General features: G+C 71.9%; 19 protein-coding genes. 13 read left to right on the forward strand and 6 right to left on the reverse strand.

The features are described from left to right. Positions 1 to 43: 43 nt before the first annotated feature. The 4 genes from ACGF5T_RS20810 (at position 44) to aroQ (ending at position 5,353) form a co-directional block, all read left to right on the forward strand. Positions 44 to 2,086 (forward strand): TerD family protein, encoded by a 2,043-nt coding sequence (locus tag ACGF5T_RS20810; protein ID WP_366766228.1) that lies wholly within the window; start codon positions 44 to 46, stop codon positions 2,084 to 2,086. A gap of 254 nt (positions 2,087 to 2,340) precedes the next feature. Continuing rightward, the gene (locus ACGF5T_RS20815; protein WP_356607905.1) at positions 2,341 to 3,342 is read left to right on the forward strand and encodes a TerC/Alx family metal homeostasis membrane protein; all 1,002 of its coding nucleotides are present in this window, start codon (positions 2,341 to 2,343) and stop codon (positions 3,340 to 3,342) included. 205 nt (positions 3,343 to 3,547) lie between these two features. Then, positions 3,548 to 4,648, forward strand: a complete 1,101-nt coding sequence (locus ACGF5T_RS20820; RefSeq protein WP_356607903.1) for an ionic transporter y4hA — start codon at positions 3,548 to 3,550, stop codon at positions 4,646 to 4,648. Between the two features lie 231 nt (positions 4,649 to 4,879). After that, complete coding sequence (gene aroQ / locus ACGF5T_RS20825; RefSeq protein ID WP_366766229.1) at positions 4,880 to 5,353, forward strand: type II 3-dehydroquinate dehydratase; 474 nt, start codon at positions 4,880 to 4,882, stop codon at positions 5,351 to 5,353. Positions 5,354 to 5,429: 76 nt separating this feature from the next. On the opposite strand, the gene ACGF5T_RS20830 is transcribed toward aroQ, so the two are convergent. Then, positions 5,430 to 6,086, reverse strand: coding sequence for an MBL fold metallo-hydrolase (locus ACGF5T_RS20830; RefSeq protein ID WP_356607899.1), 657 nt, complete (start codon positions 6,084 to 6,086; stop codon positions 5,430 to 5,432). Between the two features lie 49 nt (positions 6,087 to 6,135). Next, positions 6,136 to 6,822, reverse strand: a complete 687-nt coding sequence (locus ACGF5T_RS20835) for a maleylpyruvate isomerase family mycothiol-dependent enzyme (RefSeq protein WP_361018519.1) — start codon at positions 6,820 to 6,822, stop codon at positions 6,136 to 6,138. Positions 6,823 to 7,044: 222 nt separating this feature from the next. Between ACGF5T_RS20835 and uvrA the strand changes: the two genes are divergently transcribed. Beyond that, complete coding sequence (gene uvrA / locus ACGF5T_RS20840) at positions 7,045 to 10,125, forward strand: excinuclease ABC subunit UvrA (RefSeq protein WP_361018522.1); 3,081 nt, start codon at positions 7,045 to 7,047, stop codon at positions 10,123 to 10,125. Positions 10,126 to 10,233: 108 nt separating this feature from the next. Here the strand turns inward: uvrA and ACGF5T_RS20845 are convergent, their stop codons facing one another. Beyond that, entirely contained in the window at positions 10,234 to 10,803 is a 570-nt protein-coding gene (locus ACGF5T_RS20845) for a YceI family protein (RefSeq protein ID WP_366766230.1), read from the reverse strand. Positions 10,804 to 10,904: 101 nt separating this feature from the next. Here ACGF5T_RS20845 and ACGF5T_RS20850 point away from each other — a divergent pair, with 101 nt between their 5' ends. Further along, positions 10,905 to 11,768 (forward strand): helix-turn-helix domain-containing protein, encoded by an 864-nt coding sequence (locus ACGF5T_RS20850; RefSeq protein WP_356607891.1) that lies wholly within the window; start codon positions 10,905 to 10,907, stop codon positions 11,766 to 11,768. Between the two features lie 213 nt (positions 11,769 to 11,981). Here the strand turns inward: ACGF5T_RS20850 and ACGF5T_RS20855 are convergent, their stop codons facing one another. After that, positions 11,982 to 12,890: a carbohydrate kinase gene (locus tag ACGF5T_RS20855; protein WP_361018525.1), complete on the reverse strand. Its 909-nt coding sequence runs from the start codon at positions 12,888 to 12,890 to the stop codon at positions 11,982 to 11,984. Then, the gene (locus tag ACGF5T_RS20860) at positions 12,887 to 13,978 is read right to left on the reverse strand and encodes a LacI family DNA-binding transcriptional regulator (RefSeq protein WP_366766232.1); all 1,092 of its coding nucleotides are present in this window, start codon (positions 13,976 to 13,978) and stop codon (positions 12,887 to 12,889) included. Before ACGF5T_RS20860 ends, ACGF5T_RS20855 begins: the two co-directional genes overlap by 4 nt. Before the next feature lie 257 nt (positions 13,979 to 14,235). On the opposite strand from ACGF5T_RS20860, the gene ACGF5T_RS20865 reads away from it, so the two are divergent. Then, on the forward strand, positions 14,236 to 14,661 hold the full coding sequence (locus tag ACGF5T_RS20865) for a Rieske 2Fe-2S domain-containing protein (protein ID WP_361018532.1): 426 nt from the start codon (positions 14,236 to 14,238) through the stop codon (positions 14,659 to 14,661). Between the two features lie 124 nt (positions 14,662 to 14,785). Here the strand turns inward: ACGF5T_RS20865 and ACGF5T_RS20870 are convergent, their stop codons facing one another. Next, positions 14,786 to 15,736: a hypothetical protein gene (locus tag ACGF5T_RS20870; protein WP_366766233.1), complete on the reverse strand. Its 951-nt coding sequence runs from the start codon at positions 15,734 to 15,736 to the stop codon at positions 14,786 to 14,788. Positions 15,737 to 16,174: 438 nt separating this feature from the next. On the opposite strand from ACGF5T_RS20870, the gene uvrC reads away from it, so the two are divergent. From uvrC to gap, 6 genes are all read left to right on the forward strand, one after another. Then, on the forward strand, positions 16,175 to 18,292 hold the full coding sequence (gene uvrC, locus ACGF5T_RS20875) for an excinuclease ABC subunit UvrC (protein WP_356607881.1): 2,118 nt from the start codon (positions 16,175 to 16,177) through the stop codon (positions 18,290 to 18,292). Next, positions 18,289 to 19,305, forward strand: coding sequence for an RNase adapter RapZ (rapZ, locus tag ACGF5T_RS20880; protein ID WP_356607879.1), 1,017 nt, complete (start codon positions 18,289 to 18,291; stop codon positions 19,303 to 19,305). Before uvrC ends, rapZ begins: the two co-directional genes overlap by 4 nt. Continuing rightward, positions 19,302 to 20,393 carry a uridine diphosphate-N-acetylglucosamine-binding protein YvcK gene (yvcK, locus tag ACGF5T_RS20885; protein ID WP_053128931.1) on the forward strand — a complete coding sequence of 364 codons (1,092 nt, stop codon included), beginning with the start codon at positions 19,302 to 19,304 and terminating at the stop codon, positions 20,391 to 20,393. The genes rapZ and yvcK overlap by 4 nt, the downstream gene beginning before the upstream one ends. After that, positions 20,384 to 21,376 carry a DNA-binding protein WhiA gene (gene whiA, locus ACGF5T_RS20890; RefSeq protein WP_356607877.1) on the forward strand — a complete coding sequence of 331 codons (993 nt, stop codon included), beginning with the start codon at positions 20,384 to 20,386 and terminating at the stop codon, positions 21,374 to 21,376. Before yvcK ends, whiA begins: the two co-directional genes overlap by 10 nt. 304 nt (positions 21,377 to 21,680) lie before the next feature. After that, entirely contained in the window at positions 21,681 to 24,632 is a 2,952-nt protein-coding gene (locus ACGF5T_RS20895) for a M14 family zinc carboxypeptidase (protein ID WP_366766234.1), read from the forward strand. Between the two features lie 227 nt (positions 24,633 to 24,859). After that, entirely contained in the window at positions 24,860 to 25,867 is a 1,008-nt protein-coding gene (gene gap, locus ACGF5T_RS20900) for a type I glyceraldehyde-3-phosphate dehydrogenase (protein ID WP_053128925.1), read from the forward strand. Positions 25,868 to 25,970: the final 103 nt, after the last annotated feature.

A 25,970-nucleotide genomic window follows, 5' to 3' on the forward strand; every position in this document is an offset into this window, starting at 1 on the left:
ACGACATCACGAGTGACGCACGAGTGACACAGGGGGACAGGCGATGACGGCCGAGCTGACGCGGGGACAGAACCACCCGCTTCCCCGGGCCAGGCTGGAGATCCGGGTCTCGGCCGGCACGCCGGTCGTGGCCGGCGCCACGCTCGGCGACGAGAACGGCAGGGTCCGCGGTGCGGAGTGGGTGGCCCACCCGGGCGCGCCCACCCTGCCCGGCCTCGAGGTCTCCCGGCAGGCGGCCGCCGATCACCGTCTCGCGGTGGACCTGGGCGCCGTGCCGGACGCCGTCCACCGGATCAGCGTGCTGCTCGCCCTGTCCGCCGCCGGGACCGGTCCGGCCCGTTTCGGAGCCGTCGCCGCCCCCTTCGTCGCCATCACGGATCTCGACGGCGGCGAGGTCGCCAGTTACACCCTCACCGGTCTGGAGGCGGAGTCCGCCGTCGTCGCGGTGGAGCTCTACCGGCGGCAGGGCGCCTGGAAGGTGCGGGCCGTCGGCCAGGGTTACGCGGGAGGCCTCGCCGAGCTTCTCGCCGACCAGCACCTGCCCCAGGCCCACCAGCTCGCCGGAAGCATCCAGGAGGCGGTGGCCGGCGGCCTGTCCCGTTCCGTGCCGGCGCCCCCGGCGCGTACCGCCGACGGCGACCGTTCCCGGCAGACCGCCGCACCGGCGCAGGGCCCGGACCACGGCGCCGCCGCACCCCAGGGCGCCCCGGGCCCCGTACCACCGGCCTCTCCGTACGACTCCGAGCGCACCCCCGGCCCGCGGGCAGCCGGGGTCCCGCCGCAGCAGGGGATGCAGCAGCCGTACCCCGGCGGACCGGGGGACTCCGCCACGGCCTCCCGGCCGCCCACGCCCGCGGGTGGCGGCCCCGTCGACTACAGCCACCCCCACCGGCAGAACGCCGCTCCACCCCCACCGCCGCCGACCGCGCCCCCGGCCGCACCGGGGCAGCCCGCGCCGCCCGTGGCGGGCGACGCCACGGGATGGTCCATGGAGGAGCGGCTCTACAACCAGGTGTGGGGCATGTTCGAGGACCTGGCCCGCTCCACGGCCGCGTACCGCAGCGCGGTGGACTTCGCCGACTCCCGGATGGAGAAGGAGCTCGACCAGGTCCTGTCCGACCCGCGCAGCCGCATCGGAGGTCAGGGAGACGCCGCCCGGGAGGCGGCCCGCGCGCGGCACGGTCAGCTCGTGTCCCAGGCCCAAGAGGCCCTCGACCGGGACGTGGCTCAGCTCGCCGCCGAGGCGGAGGTCGTCGAGCCCGCCCTGCCGACGGCCTACGCGAGCTGGGACAGCCCCGCATGGCACGCCTACCGCGTACCGATGGAGATCCCCATGGCCCTGCGGCTGGGCGACCTCCGCCTGCCCGAGGCCGAGCGCATACGCATCCCGATGCTGGTCCGGCTGCCGCTGGAGCGCGGGCTGTGGATCGACAGCGGGCGCAGCGCCTCGTTCGACGGTTCGTTCGCCGACTCCCACGAGATGCGGCGCCTGGGTCTGGAGACGGCGGTCGCCCACGCGGCGCGGCTGCTCGCCGTGTACCCGGCGGGCGAGTTCACCGTGCACGTCATCGATCCGGCCGGATCGGGGACGCAGGCACTGGCACCCCTGACGCAGAGCGGGGTGCTCGCCACCCCGCCCGCCCTGGGGGCCGCCGGCACGGCGGACGTGCTCGCGCGCCTCACCCAGCGCGTCGACCTGGTGCAGATGGCGCTGCGCGGCGGCGCCCCCGACGCACTCCCGCCCGGGCTCGACACCTCCCAGCAGCTCCTGATCGTCAACGACTTCCCGCACGGCTTCGACGACCGGGCGGTGACCCAGCTGCGTTACCTCGCGGACGAGGGGCCCGCCGTCGGGGTCCACCTGATGATGGTCGCCGACCGCGAGGACTCGTCCGGGTACGGACCGCTGCTCGACCCGCTGTGGCGCTCGCTGCTCCGGCTGACGCCGGTGGCCGACGACCACCTCGCCGACCCCTGGGTGGGGCATGCGTGGACGTACGAGCCCCCGCTCGTGCCGACCGGCAGTCAGGTGCTCCGGCAGGTGCTCTCACAGGTCGCCGCCGCCCGCCGTTCGTGGAACCGGTGACCACCTCCCACCTGGTCTCTTGAGCGTAATTTGCAAATCTCTTTACCTTCCCTTGGGGAATGGGGTACTGTCGTCCGTACGGAGGGGAGTACTCCCTGTCTGTGCGGCGTACCCGTCAATACGGATCAGGCCAGATCCCGGGGCGTCGGCCCGTGGGTTCCGAACGCGTCGAGCGTCCCGGACCCGGGTGGAAGAGACCTCCGGCAGCGACGACGCTGACATCTGCCGTGTGACGTACTGCCGGAGGCGTAGTAGTGGAAGTTTCCATGACCCTGTGGGTCCTGACTGTCGTGGGCCTCGCCGTCCTGATCGGGGCCGACTTCTTCATCGGCCGCAAGCCGCACGACGTATCGATCAAGGAAGCCGGGATCTGGACGGCTGTCTGGATCGCCTTGGCGGGCCTCTTCGGTGTCGGCCTGTTCGTTTTCGGCGGCGGCCAGCCCGCCGGCGAGTTCTTCGCGGGCTTCATCACCGAGAAGTCCCTGAGTGTGGACAACCTCTTCGTCTTCATCCTGATCATGGCGAAGTTCGCGGTGCCCTCGCAGTACCAGCAGCGAGTGCTCCTCATCGGTGTCCTCATCGCCCTGGTCCTCCGGGCGATCTTCATCGCGGCGGGTGCCGCGATCATCGCCAACTTCGCCTGGGTCTTCTACATCTTCGGCGCCTTCCTCATCTACACGGCCTGGAAGCTCATCCAGGAGGCCCGTGCCGACGAGGAGGACGAGGAGTTCGAGGAGAACAAGCTGCTCAAGGCGGCCGAGCGCCGCTTCGGTGTCGCCGACCGCTACCACGGCACCAAGCTGTGGATCGAGCAGAACGGCAAGCGGGTCATGACCCCGATGCTGGTCGTGATGCTCGCGATCGGCACCACCGACGTGCTCTTCGCCCTCGACTCCATCCCGGCGATCTTCGGCCTGACCCAGGACCCGTACATCGTGTTCACGGCCAACGCGTTCGCCCTGATGGGTCTGCGACAGCTGTACTTCCTCCTCGGCGGCCTGCTGAGGAAGCTGGTGCACCTCTCCTACGGTCTGTCGGTCATCCTGGGCTTCATCGGCGTCAAGCTGGTCCTGCACGCCCTGCACGAGTCCGGGGTCCACGTCCCCGAGATCAGCATTCCGGTCTCGCTCGGCGTGATCTGCTCCGTCCTGGTCGTCACCACGATCACCAGCCTCCGCGCCTCCAAGAAGCAGGCCGAGGCGGAGGCCGCGGCCGCCGGGAGCGACGAGGCTCCGAAGGACAGCATCGAGGCATGACCACGCACGTCCCTGACCGGGCGTAGCGAGCACCACCGGGAGCGGCGGGCGGCGAGGAGCCGTTCGCCGCTTTCGCGTGGGCCGAGGACGGCGACCGTCCAGGGAGCGCGTCGGCGGCTGAGGCCGTGCGACGGGCGAGCGGGCGCGCCCCGTGCTCCGCGTGACAGCGAGTGCGAGGGCAGTAGCCCTCTGCGACGATCGCCGCATGGTCACCAGTCCCCGGGAGCTGCTCGCACAGTGGACGACCGTCGTGCCCGTGGCCGCGGTCGTGCTGCTGGCCTTCACCTGGGGCCGGGATCTGCCCGGCGGGCTCGTCGCCCTTCTGACGGTGGTGCTCGCGGTGGCCGTGCTGGCCGCCGTGCACCACGCGGAGGTGGTCGCGCACCGCGTGGGAGAGCCCTTCGGGTCCCTGGTCCTCGCGGTCGCCGTCACGGTCATCGAGGTCGCGCTGATCGTGACCCTCATGGCGGACGGCGGTGAGAAGGGCGCGACCCTGGCCAGGGACACGGTCTTCGCGGCCGTCATGATCACCTGCAACGGCGTGGTCGGCCTCAGCCTCCTGGTCGCCTCACTGCGCCACGGCATCGCGGTGTTCAACCCGGAGGGCACCGGCGCCGCCCTCGCGACGGTCGCGACCCTGGCCACACTCAGCCTGGTGCTGCCGACCTTCACCACCAGCGCGCCCGGACCGGAGTTCTCCACGGTGCAGCTGACGTTCGCCGCGATCTCCTCGTTGATCCTCTACGGCCTGTTCATCGCGACCCTCACGGTGCGGCACCGTGACTACTTCCTGCCGATCACGCGGCAGGGCGAGGTGATCACCTTCGAGGAGCACGCCGGTGCCCCGTCCGCCCGGACGGCCCTGCTCAGCCTGGGGTTGCTGGGCCTCGCCCTGATCGGCGTCGTCGGCCTGGCGAAAGGGGTCTCGCCGACCATCGAGGAGGGCGTGGCGGCCGCGGGACTGCACCACGCCGTCGTCGGCGTCATCATCGCCCTGCTGGTGCTGCTCCCCGAGACCATCGCCGCGGTGCGGTCCGCACGCCGCGACCGGGTGCAGACCAGTCTGAACCTGGCCCTCGGCTCGGCGATGGCCAGCATCGGCCTGACCATCCCGGCGGTCGCCCTCGCGTCCGTGTGGCTGTCCGGGCCGCTGGTGCTGGGCCTGGGGGCCACCCACATGGTGCTGCTCGCCCTGACCGTCGTGGTGGCCTCGCTGACCGTCGTGCCGGGCCGTGCGACGCCCTTGCAGGGAGGCGTCCACCTGGTGCTGTTCGCGGCGTATCTGGAGCTGGCGATCAACCCCTAGGCGCGCGTAGGCCCGGGACGAGGAGGAAGCGGCGGGGGCGGGTGGCGGTTCGGCAGCCCGGAGCACGGGATGTCACCGCGACGCGGTCGCCGGACGAGGGCTCGGGCGGGTACGCGATCGGCGTCGTGCGGGGAGGGTACGGGCGGCCGGGTCGCCGGTGCACCGTGATAGACCGGGGACCGAGCGGCGGCCGCGCAAGGGCTGCCGCACCCCGAACGGACCGGAGGAACCGTGCCCCGCACCCTGGCCAACGCCCCGATCATGATCCTCAACGGCCCCAACCTGAACCTGCTGGGCCAGCGTCAGCCGGAGATCTACGGTTCCGACACCCTCGCCGACGTGGAGGCCCTGTGCGCGAAGGCGGCGGCGGTGCACGGCGGGACGGTGGACTTTCGGCAGTCCAACCACGAGGGCGAACTGGTCGACTGGATCCACGAGGCCCGGACGAACCACTGCGGGATCGTGATCAACCCCGCCGCCTTCTCGCACACGTCCGTCGCCATCCTGGATGCGCTCAACACCTGTGACGGCCTGCCGGTGGTGGAGGTCCACATCTCGAACATCCACCAGCGCGAGTCGTTCCGGCACCACTCCTACGTCTCCCAGCGCGCCGACGGGGTGATCGCGGGGTGCGGCGTCCAGGGTTACGTGTTCGGCGTGGAGCGGATCGCGGCGCTGGCCGGGGAGGGGCGGGCCCGGACCTGAGACGCCGGGCCACCGCCCGGAGTCGGGGCCCGGCGGCGCGCACCCCCACGGGCGGGGGATGCGCAACGCGCGGGGCTCACCAGCCTCGTGCGTGCCATTCCGGCAGCTGGGGCCGTTCCGCGCCGAGGGAGGTGTCCTTGCCGTGTCCGGGGTAGACCCAGGTCTCGTCCGGGAGCGCGTCGAAGATCTTGGTCTCCACGTCGTGGATCAGGCTCGCGAACGCCTTCGCGTCCTTGTGGGTGTTGCCCACACCGCCCGGGAAGAGGCAGTCCCCCGTGAACACATGGGGATGCCCGTGCGGGTCGTCGTACACCAGGGCGATGGATCCCGGCGTGTGCCCGACCAGGTGGCGCGCGGTGAGCTGCACCTGCCCTACCCGGATCGTGTCCCCGTCGTCGACCAGGACGTCGGTCGGCACGGGAATGCCCTCGGCGTCGTGACGGCCGGCGTGGGTGCGGGCGCCGGTGGCCGCGACGACCTCGGCCAGCGCCTGCCAGTGGTCCCCGTGCCGGTGCGTGGTGACGACGGACGCGATGCCGTCGGCACCGATCGTCCCCAGCAGGGTGTGCGCGTCGTTGGCGGCGTCGATCAGCAGTTGCTCGTCGGTGGCCCGGCAGCGCAGCAGATAGGCGTTGTTGTTCATCGGGCCGACCGCGACCTTGGTGATCATCAGGTCCTTGAGCTCGTGCACGTCGGCGGGTCCGCCGACCCTCACCTCTCCGCTGTACGTCATGACCGCCAGCCTAGCGCCGGGAGGCGGTCCGAAGACCGCCTCCCGGGAGCTACAGGGGAGGCAGCGACGGCAGCGGGCCCCCTGCGACCGTCAGCGCGGTCCCCTCGCGACGTCCCGCCAGCCAGCCGAGCAGATCGGCCGGGCGCCCGGTGACGGCCACCTCCGGAGCGTCCGCCTCGCGACCCGTGCTCCACGCGCGCGTGCCGTCCGTGAGCCGGGTGGGCGGAACGTCCGGGTGCCCGGCGAACCGGTCGGCGAGGAACGCGGTCTCCCGCTCGGTGAACTCCGCCGGGAGATCCTCCAGCTCGTACCCGATGCCCAGGTCCACGTGGTGCAGCTCCACCTCGATCCACCGCCGGAACGGGATTCGGGACGCCGAGTCGGTGACCCCGTTGCGCAGTGCCACGGTGCGCGACCAGTCGGCGGGCACGGCCGCTGCCGCCTGGAAGCGGGCTCCGCTCTCGCGTACGTCGGCGAGCTGCACGTCGAGGGGGCGCGGGGCGTCGCGCTCGATGTCGGCGTCCCGCGCCTCGGCCGAGGCGTACATGGGGCGTCCTTCGAAGACGTTGACCAGGGCGTCCGCGTTCCGGGCGAGGTGGGCGAGGACGTGGCCGCGGGTCCAGCCCGGCAGCCGTGACGACTCCGTCACGGACGCGTTGTCCAGTTTCCCGACCGCGGTGAGCAGCCGCTCGGTAGCGTCACGTACAGACGCCAGGTCATGCGCGTGATCAATCATGGTGCTGACCCTAGACCGCGCCACACCTTCGGGTGAAGGTGACGGACGACGCCCGCTAATCGAATGCACGTGCTATATGGTCGGATGCGGCGTCGGGCATGCTGGACAGTCGGGGTTTGTTGACGACTGGTGAATCGACCGGCGTTGTCAGTGGCTCCCCCTAGTCTGGGAAAGACGGGGGCCCCGCCCCTGTCACTTCTCTCAAGAAAGGTGCGGACCGGCGTGGCCGACCGTCTCATCGTCCGTGGCGCGCGCGAGCACAACCTGAAGAACGTCTCGCTCGACCTGCCTCGCGACTCGCTCATCGTCTTCACGGGCCTGTCCGGGTCGGGCAAGTCCTCCCTGGCCTTCGACACCATCTTCGCCGAGGGCCAGCGGCGCTACGTGGAGTCGCTCTCCTCCTACGCCCGGCAGTTCCTCGGCCAGATGGACAAGCCCGACGTCGACTTCATCGAGGGCCTCTCCCCGGCGGTCTCCATCGACCAGAAGTCGACCTCCCGGAACCCGCGCTCCACGGTCGGCACCATCACCGAGGTCTACGACTACCTGCGCCTGCTCTTCGCCCGCATCGGCAAGCCGCACTGCCCGCAGTGCAGCCGGCCGATCACACGCCAGTCGCCGCAGGCCATCGTCGACAGGGTCCTGGAGCTGCCCGAGGGCAGCCGCTTCCAGGTGCTGTCGCCGCTGGTGCGCGAGCGCAAGGGCGAGTTCGTCGACCTCTTCGCCGACCTCCAGACCAAGGGCTACTCCCGCGCGCGGGTGGACGGCGAGACCGTCCAGCTCTCCAGCCCGCCGACGCTCAAGAAGCAGGAGAAGCACACCATCGAGGTGGTCGTCGACCGCCTCACCGTGAAGGACTCCGCCAAGCGCCGCCTCACGGACTCCGTGGAGACCGCCCTCGGCCTGTCCGGCGGCATGGTCGTGCTCGACTTCGTCGACCTCCCCGAGGACGACCCCGAGCGCGAGCGCATGTACTCCGAGCACCTGTACTGCCCGTACGACGACCTGTCCTTCGAGGAGCTGGAGCCCCGCTCCTTCTCCTTCAACTCGCCCTTCGGCGCCTGCCCCGATTGCTCCGGCATCGGTACGCGCATGGAGGTCGACGCCGAGCTGATCGTCCCGGACGAGGACAAGTCGCTCGACGAGGGCGCCATCCACCCTTGGTCGCACGGGCACACCAAGGACTACTTCGGCCGCCTCATCGGCGCCCTCGCGGACGCGCTGGGCTTCCGGACGGACATCCCCTTCGCGGGTCTCCCGCTGCGCGCCCGCAAGGCCCTGCTCAACGGCCACAAGACCCAGGTCGAGGTCCGCTACCGCAACCGGTACGGCCGCGAGCGCCGCTACACCACGGCCTTCGAGGGCGCGATCCCCTTCGTCAAGCGCCGGCACAGCGAGGCCGAGAGCGACGCCAGCCGCGAGCGCTTCGAGGGCTACATGCGCGAGGTGCCCTGCCCCACCTGTGAGGGCACGCGGCTGAAGCCCCTCGTCCTCGCCGTCACCGTCATGGGCAAGTCGATCGCCGAGGTCTCGGCGATGTCCATCAGCGACTGCGCGGACTTCCTGGGCGAGCTGAAGCTCAGCGCCCGCGACAAGAAGATCGCCGAGCGCGTGCTGAAGGAGGTCAACGAACGGCTGCGCTTCCTGGTCGACGTCGGCCTGGACTACCTCTCGCTGAACCGGGCGGCGGGCACCCTCTCCGGCGGCGAGGCCCAGCGCATCCGCCTGGCCACCCAGATCGGCTCCGGCCTCGTCGGCGTGCTCTACGTCCTCGACGAGCCGTCCATCGGCCTGCACCAGCGCGACAACCACCGGCTGATCGAGACCCTCGTCCGGCTGCGCGACATGGGCAACACGCTCATCGTCGTCGAGCACGACGAGGACACCATCAAGGTCGCCGACTGGATCGTCGACATCGGCCCCGGGGCCGGTGAGCACGGCGGCAAGGTGGTGCACAGCGGCTCCGTCAAGGAGCTGCTCGACAACACCGAGTCGCAGACCGGCGCCTACCTGTCCGGCAGGAAGGCCATCCCGCTGCCCGAGATCCGGCGCCCTCTCGACCCGTCCCGGCGTCTGACCGTGCACGGCGCCCGGGAGAACAACCTCCAGGACATCGACGTCTCCTTCCCGCTCGGCGTGTTCACGGCGGTCACCGGTGTCTCCGGCTCCGGCAAGTCGACCCTGGTCAACGACATCCTGTACACGCACCTGGCCCGCGAGCTGAACGGGGCACGGAGCGTCCCCGGCCGGCACACGCGCGTGGACGGCGACGACCTCGTCGACAAGGTCGTCCACGTCGACCAGTCGCCCATCGGCCGCACCCCGCGGTCCAACCCGGCGACGTACACCGGAGTCTTCGACCACGTCCGCAAGCTGTTCGCCGAGACGACCGAGGCCAAGGTCCGCGGCTACCTGCCGGGCCGGTTCTCGTTCAACGTCAAGGGCGGCCGCTGCGAGAACTGCGCGGGCGACGGCACGATCAAGATCGAGATGAACTTCCTCCCGGACGTCTACGTCCCGTGCGAGGTCTGCCACGGCGCCCGGTACAACCGGGAGACCCTGGAGGTCCACTACAAGGGCAAGTCCATCGCCGACATCCTGAACATGCCGATCGAGGAGGCGACCGACTTCTTCGAGGCGGTTCCCGCGATCTCCCGGCACATGAAGACGCTCAAGGACGTCGGGCTCGGGTACGTCCGGCTCGGCCAGTCCGCGACCACCCTGTCCGGCGGCGAGGCGCAGCGCGTCAAGCTCGCCAGCGAGCTGCAGCGCCGTTCCACCGGGCGCACGGTCTACGTCCTGGACGAGCCGACCACGGGCCTGCACTTCGAGGACATCAGCAAGCTGCTGACCGTCCTGTCCGGCCTGGTCGACAAGGGCAACACGGTCATCGTCATCGAGCACAACCTCGACGTGATCAAGACCGCGGACTGGGTCGTCGACATGGGTCCCGAGGGCGGCGCCGGTGGTGGCCTGGTGGTCGCCGAAGGGACGCCCGAGCAGGTCGCGGGCGTCCCCGCCAGCCACACCGGCAAGTTCCTGCGGGACATCCTCGACGCCGACCGGATCAGCGACGCCCCCGTGAAGACCCCGCGCAAGGCGGCGGCGAGGACGGTGGCCGCGAAGGCCACCGCGAAGAAGACCACCACCAAGGCGGTCACGGGCACGGCGGCGAAGAAGACCGCCACCAAGGCAGTGACGGGCACGGCGGCGAAGAAGACCGCCACCAAGACAGCCAAGAAGGCCACGACCCAGGCCGGCAAGCCCGCCGCGAAGAAGACGACGCGGACGAGCAAGGCCTGACCCCGGGCCGATCCGGGTGCGCGAAGTGCGCCCGGCCCTCCGGCACAGCGACGCGCCGGGTCCCACGGACGATTCCGCGGGGCCCGGCGCGTTCGCGCAGCCTCCCGCTCAGGCGCCCACCGGCTCCACGAACTGCATGTCGAGCTGGATCTTCACCACCTCGCCGAGCAGTCCCGGAGCGAAGTCCAGGCCGAACTCGCTGCGCCGGATCTCACCCGTCGCCTCGAACCCGGCGTGCCGTCCGTCGCCGCCGGGCAGGGCTCCCAGCCCGCCGAACTCCACGGCGAACGTCACCGGACGCGTCACGTCGCCGATGGTCAGCTCGCCCTCCATGGCCCAGTCCTCGCCCTCGCCCGACACCCGGGACGAGCGGAAGGTCATCGTCGGCCGCTTCTCCACGTCGAGCAGGTCGGAGGCGCGCACGTGCGCGTCCCGGTCGGTGTTCCCGGTGTCGATGGTGGCCAGGTCGATCGTCGCGGACACCCGGACGTCCTCGACCCGCTCGCCGACGAACAGTTCGGCCCGCACACCGGTGAAACGCCCCCGCACCTTGGCGATGCCGAGGTGGCGGATGGTGAAGTTCACGGCGGAGTGGAGCGGGTCCAGGGCCCACTGACCGGCGACGAGGGGCAGGGGAGCGGTGACGGTACGGGCGGTGGCGGTCGTGTCATTCGTCATGCCCTCCACCCTGGGCGCGCCGCGCCCTCGCAGGGAGACCGGCCCGAGCGTGGTAGTCGCAGGGCCACCCTCGGGGCCACCCCCCTTGGTACGTTCCAGACGTGAGCGACAACGAGTTGGGCACGTTCCTGCGGACCTGGCGCGAGTCCGTCACCCCGGTCGAGGTGGGGCTGCCGGCCGGCCCCCGCCGCCGTACCCCCGGCCTGCGCCGCGCCGAACTGGCCACGCTGGCCGGCGTCAGTGTCGAGTACCTCACGCGGCTGGAACAAGGACGGGACCGCAACCCGTCCGCCCAGGTGCTGGGCGCCCTCGCCGACGCCCTGCAGTTGTCCCTGCGGGACCGGATGCTGCTGCGCCGGCTGACCAAGGAGGCCGACGGAGGCGACCCGCTGCTGTGTGCCGCGGCCCCCTCGCTCGGCCGGACCGCGCGCCCCACCGTGCGGGCGGTTCTGGACCGTCTGGAGCCCACCCCCGCCGTGGTCCTCAACTGGATCGGCGACGTGCTCGCCCACACCGGCGGCTACGCGCGGCTGGTCGGCCCGATCGGGCTGCTCGACGTGGAACGCCCCAACCTGCTCCGGCACCTGTTCACCGACGAGCGCGCCCGCGCCGCCTACCCGGACTGGGACCGCATGGCCGACGACCTGGTCGCCCAGCTCCGGCACGAGGCCCCGCTGCGGGACCCGTACGTCACCGAACTGGCCGACGAGCTGACCGTGACGGTGGGGGCGCCCTTCACCGACCGGTTCGCCGACCTGGGCGTGGCACCTCGGCGGGCCGGGACACAGTACGTCGAGCACCCGGAGGCCGGGCCGCTGCGGTTGCTGCACGAGACGCTCGCGCTGCCCGAGGAGGGCCAGCGAATCGTCGTACACCTGCCCGCGGACGACGCCACGGCCGCCGCCCTGGACCGGCTCAACGGCCGCCGCCCCGGCGCCCTGCGGGCCGTACGACCGGCGGGCTGAACCGGGCCTCTCGTCCGGATCGCACGTCCACCCGACCGGACCCGAAACCGAGACCGCCCAGGCGACCGGACACGGAACCGACCTCGCACAGGGGGCCCGCCCCGGACCCGACCTCGTCCACGCGACCCGCCCCGGACCCGACCTCGTCCACGCGACCGGCCCCGGACCCGACCTCGTCCACGCGACCGGCCCCGACCCGCCCCGCCCCCGCCGTCACCGTGCCACTTCGTGGGCGTACGGAGGCTCGGCGCCCGCGCGGGAGCAGGTGACCGCGGCGGCCCGGGCGGCGAAGCCCAGCAGCTCGGCCCAGTCGTCCGCCCCCAAGGCGGCCAAGGCGCCGTCGTCGAGGGCGTCCCGCGCCGCGAGGCCGTGCAGCAGCGCCGCGTTCACCGTGTCGCCCGCGCCGATCGTGTCCACCACATCGACCCGCCGGCCCGGCACCGCGTGCTCACCCCCGTCGCGGGTGAACGCCGTCAGCCCCGCCCCGCCCCGGGTCACCACGACGGCTGCCGGGCCCGCGGCCAGCCACTCCCGCGGGGTGCCACCGAGCCACTCGGCGTCCTCGGCGGACAGCTTCAGCAGGGACAGCCACGGCAGCCAGCTCCGGAACCGGGCCCGGTAAGCGTCCGGGTCAGGGATCAGGCCGGCCCGGATGTTCGGGTCCAGCGCGGTGAAGACGCCCCGCTCGGCCGTCTCGCGCATCAGCTCCTCGTACGCGCTCGCCCCGGGCTCCAGTACCAGCGAACAGGTGCCGAACGACACCGCGCGAGTACCGTCCGGCAGCGCGCCGGGCTTGGTGAACAGCCGGTCGGCCGACCCCTCCACGTAGAACGAGTACGCGGCGGAACCGTCCGGGTCCACCGAGGCCACGGCGAGTGTCGTCGGCTCGGGGCCGCGCTGTACCGGCGAGACGTCCACGCCGGTCGCGCGCAGCCGGTCCAGCAGCGCCTCGCCGAAGGCGTCGTCCGACACGCGGGAGCAGAAGGCGGTGGGGGAGCCGAGGCGGCCCAGCGCGACGGCCGTGTTGTACGGGCCGCCGCCGAGCGCCGGCCGTAGCGCGGCGAGGGCGCCCGTGCCCTGCGGTACCAGGTCGATCAGTGCCTCACCGGCGACGACGATCACTGCGAGTTCCTCTCGTGGGCCCCGGTGGGGGACTGCTCGGTGGGTTCGGACTGCTCGGTGGGTGTGGACCGCTCGGGACACCCGCACGAGGTGCGGTGCACGAAGGCGCAGGGCAGCCGGACGGTCCGCGCGGGCCGCTCCGGTGCGGCGAGGCGCTCCAGCAGCAACCGGACGGCCCGCGCACCGATCTCCCGGCTGGGCTGCGCCACGGCGGTCAGCCGGGGGGAGAAGAGGTCCGCCCAGGCGAAGTCGTCGAAACAGCACAGGGCGAGGTCACCGGGGACGGCCAGGCCACGCTCCCGCAGGGCACGCAGCGCGCCGATGGTCATCGCGTTGTTGGCGGTGACCAGGGCGGTGGGCGGCACCGCCAGGGACAGCAGGGCCGCCGCCGCCCGTTCGCCGCCGGCCGCCTCGGAGTCGCCGTGGACCAGGAGCCGTTCGTCGTAGGGCAGCCCGGCGGCGGCGAGGCCGTGCCGGTACCCGGTGATCCGCTCGCGCGTCGTGCTGAGCCCCGGTCGACCCGCGACCAGGCCGATCCGACGGTGGCCGAGCCCCGCGAGATGGGTGACCAACCGGGTCGTGGGCTCGGCACTCTCCGCGCAGACCTGGTCGAAGAGCGCCGCGCCGGTGCCCTCGGGGATGCCGACGATCCGGTCGAGGAACACGCCGGGCACGCGGTGGCGGCCCAGGTAGGAGAGGAGATCGCGCGGGTCGGCGGAGGGCGCGACGATCATGCCGTCCACGCGCCGCTCGTGCAGCAGCTGCGCGACCTTGCGCTCGTGCGCCGGGTCGTCGTGCGGATCGGCGATGAGGAGGCTGTAACCGTGCTCCAGCGCGGCGGCCTCGACGCCCTGGAGGATCTCCGTGAAGTACGGGTTGCTGATCGCCGACACGGCGAGCCCGATCGAGCGGGTGCGGGAGGTGACCAGGGAGCGGGCGAGGGTGTTGGGCGTGTAGCCGAGCTCCTCGATGGCGTCCAGGACCGCCTGGCGGGTGTGCGGCCGCACCGGACGCGTGTCGTTGAGCACGTGCGAGACGGTCGCCACGGAGACCCCCGCGCTCCGTGCGACATCGGTCATGGTCGCCATCGGCGGATCCTCTCCGTGCTCCTCCCGGCCGTGCTCAGCCCGGTCCCTCCCGGCCGTGCTCAGCCCGGTCCCTCCCGACGTGTTCTCCCGGCGCGCTGCTGGGGACCGTATCCCATCGGGCACGGGCACGTAAACGATTACGCAAGCGTTTACGCGACCTTTCCGTCCCGCGTAGGCCCCGACGACCCACCCGGCGGGCGGAAGACCGGCGCCGGATATCGTCGGCCTGCACATCCCCCGACCAGTGGAGACCTCCCATGCCCGGCCGTCCCGCCCCGAGCCGCCGTACCGTCCTGCGCTCGGCGGCCGCCACGCCCGTCGCCGGTCTCGGTCTCGCCGCCTGCTCGCCGGGCGACGACGGTGCGGCGCCCGCCAGGCCGACCGCGCCCGTCGACCTCGGTGCGGAGGGGGCGGTTGCCGAGGGCGAAGCCAAGCTCTACCGGGACGAGAACGTGGTCGTCAGCCGGGGCGGGGACGGCGCCCTGAGGGCGTTCAGCACGGTCTGCACGCACGCGGGGTGCCCCATCAAGAAGCTGGAGGGGGCGAAACTCGTCTGTCCCTGCCACGGCAGTGAGTTCGACGCCCGGTCCGGCGAGGTGCTGCACGCCCCGGCGACGGTCGCGCTCATCGAGCTGCCGGTCGAGGTGAAACAGGGCCGGATCGTCGTGAGCCCGGGAACCTGACCGACCAGGTCCCTCGGGAGATCCCGACCCGCCCCGCGTGACCCGCCCCGCGTGACCTGCTTTGCCTGGCCGGCCCCGCATGACCTGTTTCGCCCGCCCCGCTGCCCACGCGTGCGCCGTCCCCTCAGTCCCACTCCCACTCGATCCCCAGCAGCTCCGACCGCACCCGCGGTTCCACGAGGTGCACGGAGTGGTGGGGGCCGCTGAGGCGCAGTTCCTGTCGGCCGCCGCGCGGAGCCGCCGGCGAGTGCTGCGTGAACCGGTGGCAGCGGGCCGGCAGAGCCGCGGCGTCGAACCGCACCTGCAACGCGTACTGCCCGCCGACCGAGCCGAACCCCCGGACGTACTCGCGCGACACTCCCGCCGTGCCGTCCTCGACCCCGTAGCGGAAGAGGTAGGTGTCCCCGGCCCGCAGACGCGTGTCGAAGAGCAGCTCCGTCACGAGCACACCGGTGTCGTGGTGGGTGCGGACACGTCCCGTGCGGCAGTTCTCCAGCGCGTGGACGGTCATCCGGGCGGGGGCGCACCCCGGGTCACCGTGGTGGACGGCGACGAAGCGGTCGACACCGTCGCGGTGGGCGCGGACGATGTGGTGCGACTCGCGGCCGGCGAGCTCGCGCCGCGACCCCACCCGGATGCGCTCGTGGTGCCCGAGGCTGTGCACGCCGCCGTCCGACCGCAGGTGGTCCAGCTCGGCCAGCAGCCCGTCCAGGACGCAGGAGGCCTCCAGGTGGGCCCGGTAGGAGCGGGCCGCGGGCCGCCGCGCGAGGGTGTCCTCGTCCGTCTCGGCGAGCAGACGTATCAGCGACTCCTCGGGCAGCTGGAGTATCTCCTCCAGTGCCCGCACGGCCCGCAGCGACTCCGGGCGCTGCGGGCGTCGGGCACCCTGCTGCCAGTAGCTCAGGCTCGTGACGCCCACCTTCACTCCGCGGCGCGACAGATGGTGCTGCACGCGCTGCAGGGGCAGACCGCGAGCGGCGATCGCGGCGCGCAGGGCCACGTGGAAGGGGCCACCGCGCAGGACCGAGTCCAGGTCCGCGGTGGCGACGTCCAAGGGCTGGGTGGCGTGCGGCATGCGGGGGCCTTCCTGTGAAGTTCACGACGGCTGGTCAGACCGTTCGGCGCGGATCGACCGGAGCCGCCCCCCGGTCGCGGCGCAGAGGTCTTCACATCCGCACGCCGCGCATCGAGGCCCCGAGTCCCCCCGCATTGAAGCGTGTTGACCTAGTCCCGACAACACCTGACGCCCCACCCCGACGCGCTCCTGGCCGAGAACGCACCGGCCCGGCTCCCCGGGGGCACACGGTGTGACCGACCGGCCCCGGACCGTCTTCCCCCGGGCCCGGACCGTTTTCCCTCCCGGCCTCGGACCGTCCTACCCCGACCCCGTGGCCGGTCGTGCGCACAGCTCCCTCCCGTCCGTCCACAGAGCCCCGCGCCGTCGTCCACAGGGCCTCGCGCCGTCGCCCACAGCCCCGCCGGAGTGTCGGCCCCCGCCAGTAGGGTGTGAGTCATGGCCGACCCCTCCAGCTACCGCCCCAAACCGGGAGAGATCCCGGACACCCCGGGGGTGTACAGGTTCCGTGACGAGCACCGCCGGGTGATCTACGTCGGAAAGGCGAAGAGCCTGCGCCAGCGCCTGGCGAGCTACTTCCAGGACCTGGCGAACCTCCACCCCCGCACCCGCACCATGGTCACCACCGCCGCGTCCGTGGAATGGACGGTCGTGTCCACGGAGGTCGAGGCGCTGCAGCTGGAGTACTCCTGGATCAAGGAGTACGACCCCCGGTTCAACGTGAAGTACCGCGACGACAAGAGCTACCCGTACCTCGCGGTGACCATGAACGAGGAGTTCCCGCGCGTGCAGGTGATGCGCGGCCACAAGAAGAAGGGCGTGCGCTACTTCGGCCCGTACGGGCACGCCTGGGCGATCCGCGACACGGTCGACCTCCTGTTGCGCGTCTTCCCGGTGCGCACCTGCTCCGCGGGGGTCTTCAAGAACGCCGCGCGTACCGGCCGCCCCTGCCTCCTCGGCTACATCGGCAAGTGCTCGGCGCCGTGCGTCGAGCGGATCTCCCCGGACGACCACTGGGACCTGGCCGACGAGTTCTGCGACTTCATGGCCGGCCGCACGGGCACCTACCTGCGCCGCCTGGAGCGGCAGATGGCCGACGCGGCCGAGGAGATGGAGTACGAGCGGGCGGCGCGCCTGCGGGACGACATCGGGGCCCTGAAGAAGGCGATGGAGAAGAGCGCGGTCGTGCTGGCCGACGCCACCGACGCCGACCTGATCGCGGTCGCCGAGGACGAGCTGGAGGCGGCCGTCCAGATCTTCCACGTGCGCGGCGGACGCGTGCGCGGCCAGCGCGGCTGGGTCACGGACAAGGTGGAGGAGATCACCACCGGCGCCCTCGTCGAGCACGCCCTCCAGCAGCTGTACGGCGAGGAGACCGGGGACGCCGTCCCCAAGGAGGTCCTGGTCCCCGCGCTGCCCGACCCGGTGGAGCCGGTCCAGCAGTGGCTGACCGACCGCCGCGGGTCCGGCGTGTCCCTGCGCATCCCGCAGCGCGGCGACAAGAAGGCGCTCATGGAGACCGTCCAGCGCAACGCCCAGCAGGCGCTCGTCCTGCACAAGACCAAGCGCGCCTCCGACCTGACGACCCGCTCGCGCGCGCTGGAGGAGATCGCCGAGGCCCTGGACCTGGACAGCGCCCCGCTGCGCATCGAGTGCTACGACATCTCGCACCTCCAGGGAGACGACGTGGTGGCCTCCATGGTCGTCTTCGAGGACGGTCTGGCCCGCAAGAGCGAGTACCGGCGCTTCCAGATCAAGGGGCGGGCCGGAGACACGCAGCTGTGGCACGGCAACGGGCAGGACGACGTCCGCTCCATGCACGAGGTCGTCACCCGCCGCTTCCGCCGCTACCTCGCCGACAAGGAGAGGACCGGCGAATGGGCGGACGAGAGCGGCACCGACGGAGGGGAAGCGGGCGGCGACGCGCCGCCGACGGACGGCCCGGCCCTGAAGGACGAGGACGGCCGCCCCAAGCGTTTCGCCTACCCGCCCCAGCTCATCGTCGTCGACGGTGGCCGGCCGCAGGTCGCGGCGGCGCAGCGGGCCCTGGACGAGCTGGGCATCGACGACATCGCCGTCTGCGGCCTCGCCAAGCGACTGGAGGAGGTGTGGCTGCCCCGTGAGGACGACCCGGTCGTCCTGCCCCGCACCAGTGAGGGGCTGTACCTCCTGCAGCGCGTCCGCGACGAGGCCCACCGTTTCGCGATCACCTACCAGCGCGCCAAGCGCGCCAAGCGCTTCCGCTCCAGTCCGCTGGACGACGTGCCGGGCCTCGGGGAGACCCGCAAGCAGGCGTTGATCAAGCACTTCGGTTCGGTCAAGAAGCTGCGGTCGGCGACGATCGACCAGATCTGCGAGGTGCCCGGCATAGGCCGCAAGACGGCCGAGACCGTCGCCGTGGCCCTGGCCGCGGCCACCCCGGCCGCTCCCGCCGTGAACACCGCGACGGGAGAGATCATTGATGACGAGGACGGGGCACCCGAGACGACCGCGGATGCCCCTGGGGAGCCCGTGACCGCGGGCACCCCGGACGAACGACGGGGGCAGGAGAGATGACCGAGTACGAGGCACAGCCCACAGCGGGACGAGAACAGGCCCACCGCACGACCGGTGAGGATCCGGGCCCGCAGACGCCCGGTGCCGTACCGGGCCAGGACGACGGAGCACAGGTGAGTACGGGCAAGGAAGCAGCCGGGGCGCACGAGGCGGCCATCCCCGAGCTGGTGATCATCTCCGGCATGTCCGGGGCCGGCCGCTCGACGGCCGCCAAGTGTCTGGAGGACCTCGGCTGGTTCGTCGTCGACAACCTCCCGCCCGCGCTGATCCCCACGATGGTGGAGCTCGGCGCCCGCTCGCAGGGCAACGTGGCGCGGATCGCGGTCGTCGTCGACGTCCGCGGCCGGCGCTTCTTCGACAATCTCCGCGAGTCCCTCGCGGACCTGGACGCGCGCGCTGTCACCCGCAGGATCGTCTTCCTGGAGTCGTCCGACGAGGCCCTGGTGCGCCGTTTCGAGTCGGTGCGCCGTCCGCATCCCCTCCAGGGCGACGGCCGCATCGTCGACGGCATCGCCGCCGAGCGGGAGCTGCTGCGCGAGCTGCGCGGCGACGCCGACCTGGTGATCGACACCTCCAGCCTGAACGTGCACGAGCTGCGCGCCAAGATGGACGCCCAGTTCGCCGGCGACGAGGAGCCCGAGCTGCGGGCCACCGTCATGTCCTTCGGCTTCAAGTACGGTCTCCCGGTCGACGCCGACCTGGTCGTGGACATGCGCTTCCTGCCCAATCCGCACTGGGTCCCCGAGCTGCGCCCGTTCACCGGCCTGAACGAGGAGGTGTCCTCCTATGTCCTGAACCAGCCCGGGGCCAAGGAGTTCCTCGACCGCTACACCGAGCTGCTCCAGATGATCGCCGCGGGTTACCGTCGGGAGGGCAAGCGCTATGTGACCGTCGCCGTCGGCTGTACCGGCGGCAAGCACCGGTCCGTGGCCATGTCGGAGAAGCTCGCCGCCCGGCTCGCCGCGGAGGGCGTGGAGACGGTGGTCGTCCACCGGGACATGGGACGGGAATGACAGGACGTACTCCGCGGCTGAGCAGGCTGCGCCGGGTGGTGCCCGAGGGACGCGGCGGCCGGCCCGCCGAGACCCGCGCCGCCCGGCCCGAACAGGCACGCGGTGGCAAGCCGCGCCGCCGGGGCGCCCAGCCCAAGGTCGTCGCCCTCGGCGGCGGCATGGGCCTGTCCGCCTCGCTCGCCGCACTGCGCCGGATCACCGGCGACCTCACGGCCGTCGTCACCGTGGCCGACGACGGGGGCTCCAGCGGGCGCCTCCGCGACGAGCTGGGCGTCCTGCCGCCCGGCGACCTGCGCAAGGCGCTGGCCGCGCTGTGCGGCGACGACGACTGGGGCCAGACCTGGGCCCGCGTCATCCAGCACCGCTTCCAGTCCCAGGGCGACCTGCACGAGCACGCGGTCGGCAATCTGCTGATCGTCGCCCTGTGGGAGCAGCTCGGCGACCACGTCCAGGCGCTGGACCTGGTCGGCAAGCTGCTCGGCGCGCACGGGCGGGTGCTGCCCATGTCGGCGGTGCCGCTGGAACTCCAGGCCCTGGTCCGGGGGCACGACCCGGAGCGGCCCGACGAGGTGGACACCGTGCGCGGACAGGCGACCGTGGCGCTCACGCCCGGCGAGGTGCAGTCCGTCCACCTGGTGCCGAACGACCCGCCGGCCGTCCCCGAGGCGGTCGACGCCGTCCTGGACGCCGACTGGGTGGTGCTCGGCCCGGGCTCCTGGTTCTCCTCGGTCATCCCGCACCTCCTCGTGCCCGATCTGCTCGACGCGCTCGCCCAGACCAAGGCGCGCCGGGTGCTCTCCCTGAACCTCGCGCCCCAGCCCGGAGAAACCGAGGGCTTCTCTCCGCAGCGTCATTTGGAGGTTTTGGGACGACACGCCCCTAAACTCGCCCTGGACGTGGTGCTGGCCGACGAGGCCGCCGTGCCCGACCGTGACTCGCTCACCGACGCCGCGAAACGGTTCGGCGCCGCGGTCGAACTGGCTCCGGTCGCCCGGACCGACGGGACCCCGAGGCACGACCCGGAGCTGCTGGCCGCCGCGTACGACCGTATTTTTCGGATGCATGGAAGGATCGGCCCATGGCGATGACGGCAGCGGTGAAGGATGAGATCTCCCGGCTCCCCGTCACCCGTACCTGCTGCAGGAAGGCGGAGGTCTCCGCCGTTCTGCGGTTCGCCGGCGGCCTTCACCTGGTGAGCGGGCGCATCGTGATCGAGGCCGAGCTGGACACCGCGAGAGCGGCCCGCCGGCTCAAGCAGGACATCCTGGAGATCTTCGGGCACAGCTCGGAGCTGATCGTGATGGCACCGGGCGGACTGCGCCGGGGCTCGCGTTACGTCGTTCGGGTGGTTGCGGGCGGTGACCAGCTGGCCCGTCAGACCGGCTTGGTGGACGGCCGGGGACGGCCGATCAGGGGCCTGCCGCCGCAGGTGGTGTCGGGGGCCACGTGCGACGCCGAGGCCGCCTGGCGCGGTGCCTTCCTGGCGCACGGCTCGCTGACGGAGCCCGGCCGGTCCTCCTCCCTGGAGGTGACCTGCCCGGGACCCGAGGCGGCACTCGCCCTGGTCGGCGCCGCCCGCCGGCTGTCGATCCCCGCCAAGGCCCGCGAGGTGCGCGGCGTGGACCGGGTGGTCGTCCGCGACGGCGACGCGATCGGTGCCCTGCTCACCCGGCTCGGTGCCCACGACTCGGTGCTGGCCTGGGAGGAGCGGCGGCTGCGGCGCGAGGTCCGCGCCACGGCCAACCGCCTCGCCAACTTCGACGACGCCAACCTGCGCCGCTCGGCGCGTGCCGCCGTCGCTGCCGGCGCCCGGGTGCAGCGCGCCCTGGAGATCCTCGCCGACGACGTGCCCGAGCACCTCGCCGCCGCGGGCCGGCTCCGAATGGAGCACAAGCAGGCCTCCTTGGAGGAGCTGGGCGCCCTCGCCGACCCGCCGCTGACCAAGGACGCCGTCGCCGGCCGCATCCGCCGTCTGCTGGCGATGGCCGACAAGCGGGCCTCGGACCTGGGCATCCCCGGAACGGACGCCAACCTCGGCGAGGAGGAGCTGGCGGACAACCTCGTCGGCTGACCCCAGCGCCCCGACCCACCGACGAGTAGGTGACCCGGGTGGCCGCCCCGCCGGGACTGACGTCCGAGAGGCGCGCGGCCACCATGGCGACCGCTCGCGAACCTCCACGCGCGCACACGCACACACGCCGACCGTCCGCCGGGCGGCCAACAAGCCGGTGCCGGAGCCCACTTGGGTGACCGGTACCGGCTTCGGCGTGTCCTTGCCGCCCTCTTGACTCGATCATGAGCTGTCATGAGCCTGGCATCTGTTCGCTGCTGTGGCGGACTCAAGCCTGTCGGACAGGCTTCAGCTAGGGGGGTTCATGAGACGAAGAGCGAGATCGATCCTCGCCGTCGGCGCGCTCCTGATCGGCGGAGCGAGCTTCGCACCCATCGCCCAGGCACAACCCGCGGACCCGGCGACCCCGGACGCGGAGGAGGTGAAGGTCTTCCGCGCCGAGGTCACGCAGGAACAGGTGCCGCTGCTGCTGGCCGCCGGACAGGACGGCCACGAACTCAGCGAGCGGGTCCCCGACCAGGGGACGGCCACCGTCGAGGTCTACCTGACCGACGGGCAGGCCGAGAAGCTGGAGAAGCAGGGTGTCGGCCTCGCCGAGCACGCCCTCTCCGCCCGGGCCGAGAGGCGCGTCGAGGCAGCCGCCGACGGCGTCTTCCGCCCGTACAGCGGCAGCGGCGGCCTGCGGGAGGAGATCCTGCGGACCGCGCAGGAGAACCCCGGCCTCACCAAGGTCGTCTCCATCGGCAAGACCGTGAAGGGCCAGGACATCCTGGCCCTCAAGCCCACCAAGAACGCGAAGAAGTCGAAGGACGGCTCCAAGCCCTCCGTCCTCTACATGTCCAACCAGCACGCCCGTGAGTGGATCACCCCGGAGATGACCCGCCGGCTGATGCACCACTACCTGGACAAGTACGACCAGGACCGCCGGATCAAGAAGCTCGTCGACTCGACCGAGATGTGGTTCCTGCTGTCGGCCAACCCCGACGGCTACGACTACACGTTCGAGGACACCGACAACCGCCTGTGGCGCAAGAACCTGCGCGACAACAACGGCGACGGCACCATCGGCACCGGCGACGGCGTCGACCTCAACCGCAACTTCGCCTACAAGTGGGGCTACGACGACGAGGGCTCGTCCCCGAACCCCACCAGCCAGACCTACCGCGGTGACGGCCCGAACTCCGAGCCCGAGACCCAGGCCCTGGACGCCTTCCAGAAGCGGATCGGCTTCACCTACGGCATCAACTACCACTCCGCCGCCGAACTCCTCCTCTACGGGGTCGGCTGGCAGGTGGCCACGAACACCCCGGACGACGTCCTCTACAAGGCGCTCGCCGGCACGCCGGACAACTCCGCGATCCCCGGCTACCACCCGCAGGTCTCCTCGGAGCTGTACACCACCAACGGCGAGGCGGACGGCCACGCGGCCAACGTCAACGGCACGGCGATGTTCACCCCCGAGATGTCCACCTGCCAGACCATCTCCGAGCAGGACCCCGACGACGAGTGGAACGCGGGCGACTGCCAGTCGGGCTTCAACTTCCCCGACGACGAGGAACTGATCCAGCAGGAGTTCGCGAAGAACATCCCCTTCGCCCTCTCCGTCGCCGAGAGCGCCGCGCACCCCGACCGGCCGTCCTCCGCGGTCGGCCTGGAGGCCGCCGACTTCACCCCGGCCCCCTTCACCACGTCCTACTCGCGCGGCGCCGACCAGGAGGTCTCGGTCGTCGTCCGCAAGTCCGTGCGCGACAAGGAGCTGAAGTACCGCGTCAACGGCGGACGCGTCCACGACATGGCCCTCAAGCCGTGGCGGGGAGGCGAGCGGTACGGCGGCGAGGACAACCTCTACTTCGACGAGTACCGCGCCAAGGTCAAGGACGGCGACCGCGGCGACAAGGTCGAGGTCTGGTTCGCCGGCGAGACCCGGAGCGGCAGGCGGACCGAGAGCGAGCACTTCACCTACACGATCGCCGAGCGCCCCCGCGCGGACGTCCTCGTCGTCGCCGAGGAGGGCGCGAAGGCCACGCAGACGCAGACCTACGTGGACGCACTCAAGGCCAACGGCAGGCGGGCGGCCGTCTGGGACGTCGCCGCCCAGGGCGCGCCCGACGCGCTCGGCGTCCTCGCCCACTTCGACACCGTCGTCCACCACACCGGCGCCGCGGTGCCCGGCAACGCCACCCAGCTCCAGCTGCGCGCCTTCCTCAACGAGGGCGGCCGGCTGATCGAGGCGGGGGAGCGGGCCGGCGGCAGCGTCGACCTCGGCGGCGGCACCCTGTCCGACGACTTCAGCCAGTACTACCTGGGCGCCTACACCCGCACCTCGACCCCCGGAGCCACCGGATTCACCGGCTCCGGCAAGCTCGGCGGCACCACCGGCACGCTCGGCGGGGCCCCCGGCAACCCGCTCGACGCGGCCGGGACGTACAGCGTGACCTCGGAGCAGCTGCCCGCCGACACCTACCCCCAGTTCGCGAGCGCGGGGGCCGGGAAGTTCGCCGGGACGGTCAACCCGTACGGGCCGTACGCGGGCGAATGGATGGCGGCGGCCGTCCACACGGACGACGCCTACAAGCGCCTCACCCGCACCGTCGACCTCACCGGTGTCACCGCCTCCGAGCGCCCCACGCTCCGCACCCAGCTGCTGTGGGACACCGAGCGCGGCTACGACCACGCCCTGGTCGAGGCGCACACCACCGGCGCCGACGACTGGACCACGCTGCCCGAGACCGGCGGCGCCACCGGCACGACCGTGCCGGCGGAGTGCTCGGCCGGGTTCTACGTGAGCGAGCACCCCTGGCTCGAGCACTACCTGACGCTGTCCGACGACGGCTGCACCGCGGCCGGCACCACCGGGCAGTGGAACAGCCTCACCGGATCGTCCGGTGGCTGGCGGCAGGTCGAGTTCGACCTGAGCGCCTACGCCGGGAAGTCCGTCGAGCTGTCGATCGCCTACGTCACCGACCCCGGCAGCGGCGGCCGCGGCGTCCTCGCCGACGAGGCCTCCCTCGTCGTCGGCTCCACGGCCGGGACCGAGGGCTTCGAGACCTCCCTCGGCGCCTGGCGGGTGGCCGGGCCGCCCGCCGGCAGCCCCGCCGTCCTGAAGGACTGGGCCCGCACCGGGACCCTGTTCCAGACGTACGGCGCGGTCACCACGGACGACACCGTGCTGCTGGGCTTCGGCCTGGAGCACCTCACGGAGCCGGCCGCCCGGGCGGCCCTGCTCCGCCAGGCGCTGCGTGCCCTGGACGAGTGAATCCCGGTTCGCTGGGGACTGACACGGTGTAGCGAAATCGGGTGATCGGTCCCCACGCCCCAGGGCGGTCCGTACCCCTACTGGCGGGTACGGACCGCCCTGCCGGGTATGGGGCGTCTCGATGTCACCCCCGAGGCCCCGGAGAGGTAGGGTCGGTGGTGGTCGGGGACATCCCAAATACAGCTCGCCGGCACATCGGGCCGGCGTACCAACGAGGAGATCGGTTCGTGACGATCCGCGTAGGCATCAACGGCTTTGGCCGCATCGGTCGTAACTACTTCCGCGCGCTGCTGGAGCAGGGTGCAGACATCGAGATCGTGGCTGTCAACGACCTGGGTGACACCGCGACCACCGCCCACCTGCTCAAGTACGACACGATTCTCGGGCGCCTCCCGTACGAGGTCTCGCACACCGAGGACACCATCACCGTCGGTGACAAGACCGTGAAGGTCCTCGCCGAGCGCAACCCCGCGGACATCCCGTGGGGTGACCTGGGTGTCGACATCGTCATCGAGTCGACCGGCATCTTCACGAAGAAGGCCGACGCCGAGAAGCACATCGCGGGCGGCGCGAAGAAGGTCCTCATCTCGGCCCCGGCCAAGGACGAGGACGTCACCATCGTGATGGGCGTCAACCAGGACAAGTACGACCCGGCGAACCACCACGTCATCTCCAACGCCTCCTGCACCACCAACTGTGTGGCGCCGATGGCCAAGGTCCTCGACGAGAACTTCGGCATCGTCAAGGGCCTGATGACGACGGTGCACGCGTACACGAACGACCAGCGGATCCTGGACTTCCCGCACAAGGACCTGCGCCGCGCCCGTGCCGCCGCGGAGAACATCATCCCGACCACCACGGGTGCCGCCAAGGCCACCGCGCTGGTCCTCCCGCAGCTCAAGGGCAAGCTGGACGGCATCGCCATGCGCGTCCCGGTCCCGACCGGCTCGGTCACCGACCTCGTCCTGGAGCTCGGCCGCGAGGTCACCAAGGAAGAGGTCAACGCCGCCTTCCAGAAGGCCGCCGAGGGCGAGCTCAAGGGCATCCTGGAGTACACCGAGGACCCGATCGTCTCCTCGGACATCGTCAACGCCCCGGCGTCCTGCACCTTCGACTCGTCCCTGACCATGGTCCAGGACGGCAAGAACGTGAAGGTCATCGGCTGGTACGACAACGAGTGGGGCTACTCCAACCGCCTCGTCGACCTCACGGTCTTCGTCGGCAACCAGCTCTGATCCAGCCGGACTCAGCAGGCACCTCGATGTGACGGCAGGGCTCGGGCAGCGCAAGGATGCGCTGTCCGGGCCCTGCGTCGCGTCCGCAGCGACCCGCCCTCGT

This window comes from Streptomyces sp. NPDC047853, assembly GCF_043204535.1.
Taxonomy (GTDB): Bacteria; Actinomycetota; Actinomycetes; order Streptomycetales; family Streptomycetaceae; genus Streptomyces.

Excerpts from the sequence above, each read along its gene's own strand:
- ACGF5T_RS20835 (WP_361018519.1), bottom strand. The coding sequence starts at position 6,822 with ATGATTGATCACGCGCATGACCTGGCGTCTGTACGTGACGCTACCGAG.
- rapZ (WP_356607879.1), top strand. The coding sequence starts at position 18,289 with ATGACCGAGTACGAGGCACAGCCCACAGCGGGACGAGAACAGGCCCAC.
- ACGF5T_RS20865 (WP_361018532.1), top strand. The coding sequence starts at position 14,236 with ATGCCCGGCCGTCCCGCCCCGAGCCGCCGTACCGTCCTGCGCTCGGCG.
- ACGF5T_RS20810 (WP_366766228.1), top strand. The coding sequence starts at position 44 with ATGACGGCCGAGCTGACGCGGGGACAGAACCACCCGCTTCCCCGGGCC.
- ACGF5T_RS20820 (WP_356607903.1), top strand. The coding sequence starts at position 3,548 with ATGGTCACCAGTCCCCGGGAGCTGCTCGCACAGTGGACGACCGTCGTG.
- ACGF5T_RS20895 (WP_366766234.1), top strand. The coding sequence starts at position 21,681 with ATGAGACGAAGAGCGAGATCGATCCTCGCCGTCGGCGCGCTCCTGATC.
- ACGF5T_RS20845 (WP_366766230.1), bottom strand. The coding sequence starts at position 10,803 with ATGACGAATGACACGACCGCCACCGCCCGTACCGTCACCGCTCCCCTG.
- whiA (WP_356607877.1), top strand. The coding sequence starts at position 20,384 with ATGGCGATGACGGCAGCGGTGAAGGATGAGATCTCCCGGCTCCCCGTC.
- uvrC (WP_356607881.1), top strand. The coding sequence starts at position 16,175 with ATGGCCGACCCCTCCAGCTACCGCCCCAAACCGGGAGAGATCCCGGAC.
- ACGF5T_RS20860 (WP_366766232.1), bottom strand. The coding sequence starts at position 13,978 with ATGGCGACCATGACCGATGTCGCACGGAGCGCGGGGGTCTCCGTGGCG.
- ACGF5T_RS20870 (WP_366766233.1), bottom strand. The coding sequence starts at position 15,736 with ATGCCGCACGCCACCCAGCCCTTGGACGTCGCCACCGCGGACCTGGAC.
- yvcK (WP_053128931.1), top strand. The coding sequence starts at position 19,302 with ATGACAGGACGTACTCCGCGGCTGAGCAGGCTGCGCCGGGTGGTGCCC.
- ACGF5T_RS20830 (WP_356607899.1), bottom strand. The coding sequence starts at position 6,086 with ATGACGTACAGCGGAGAGGTGAGGGTCGGCGGACCCGCCGACGTGCAC.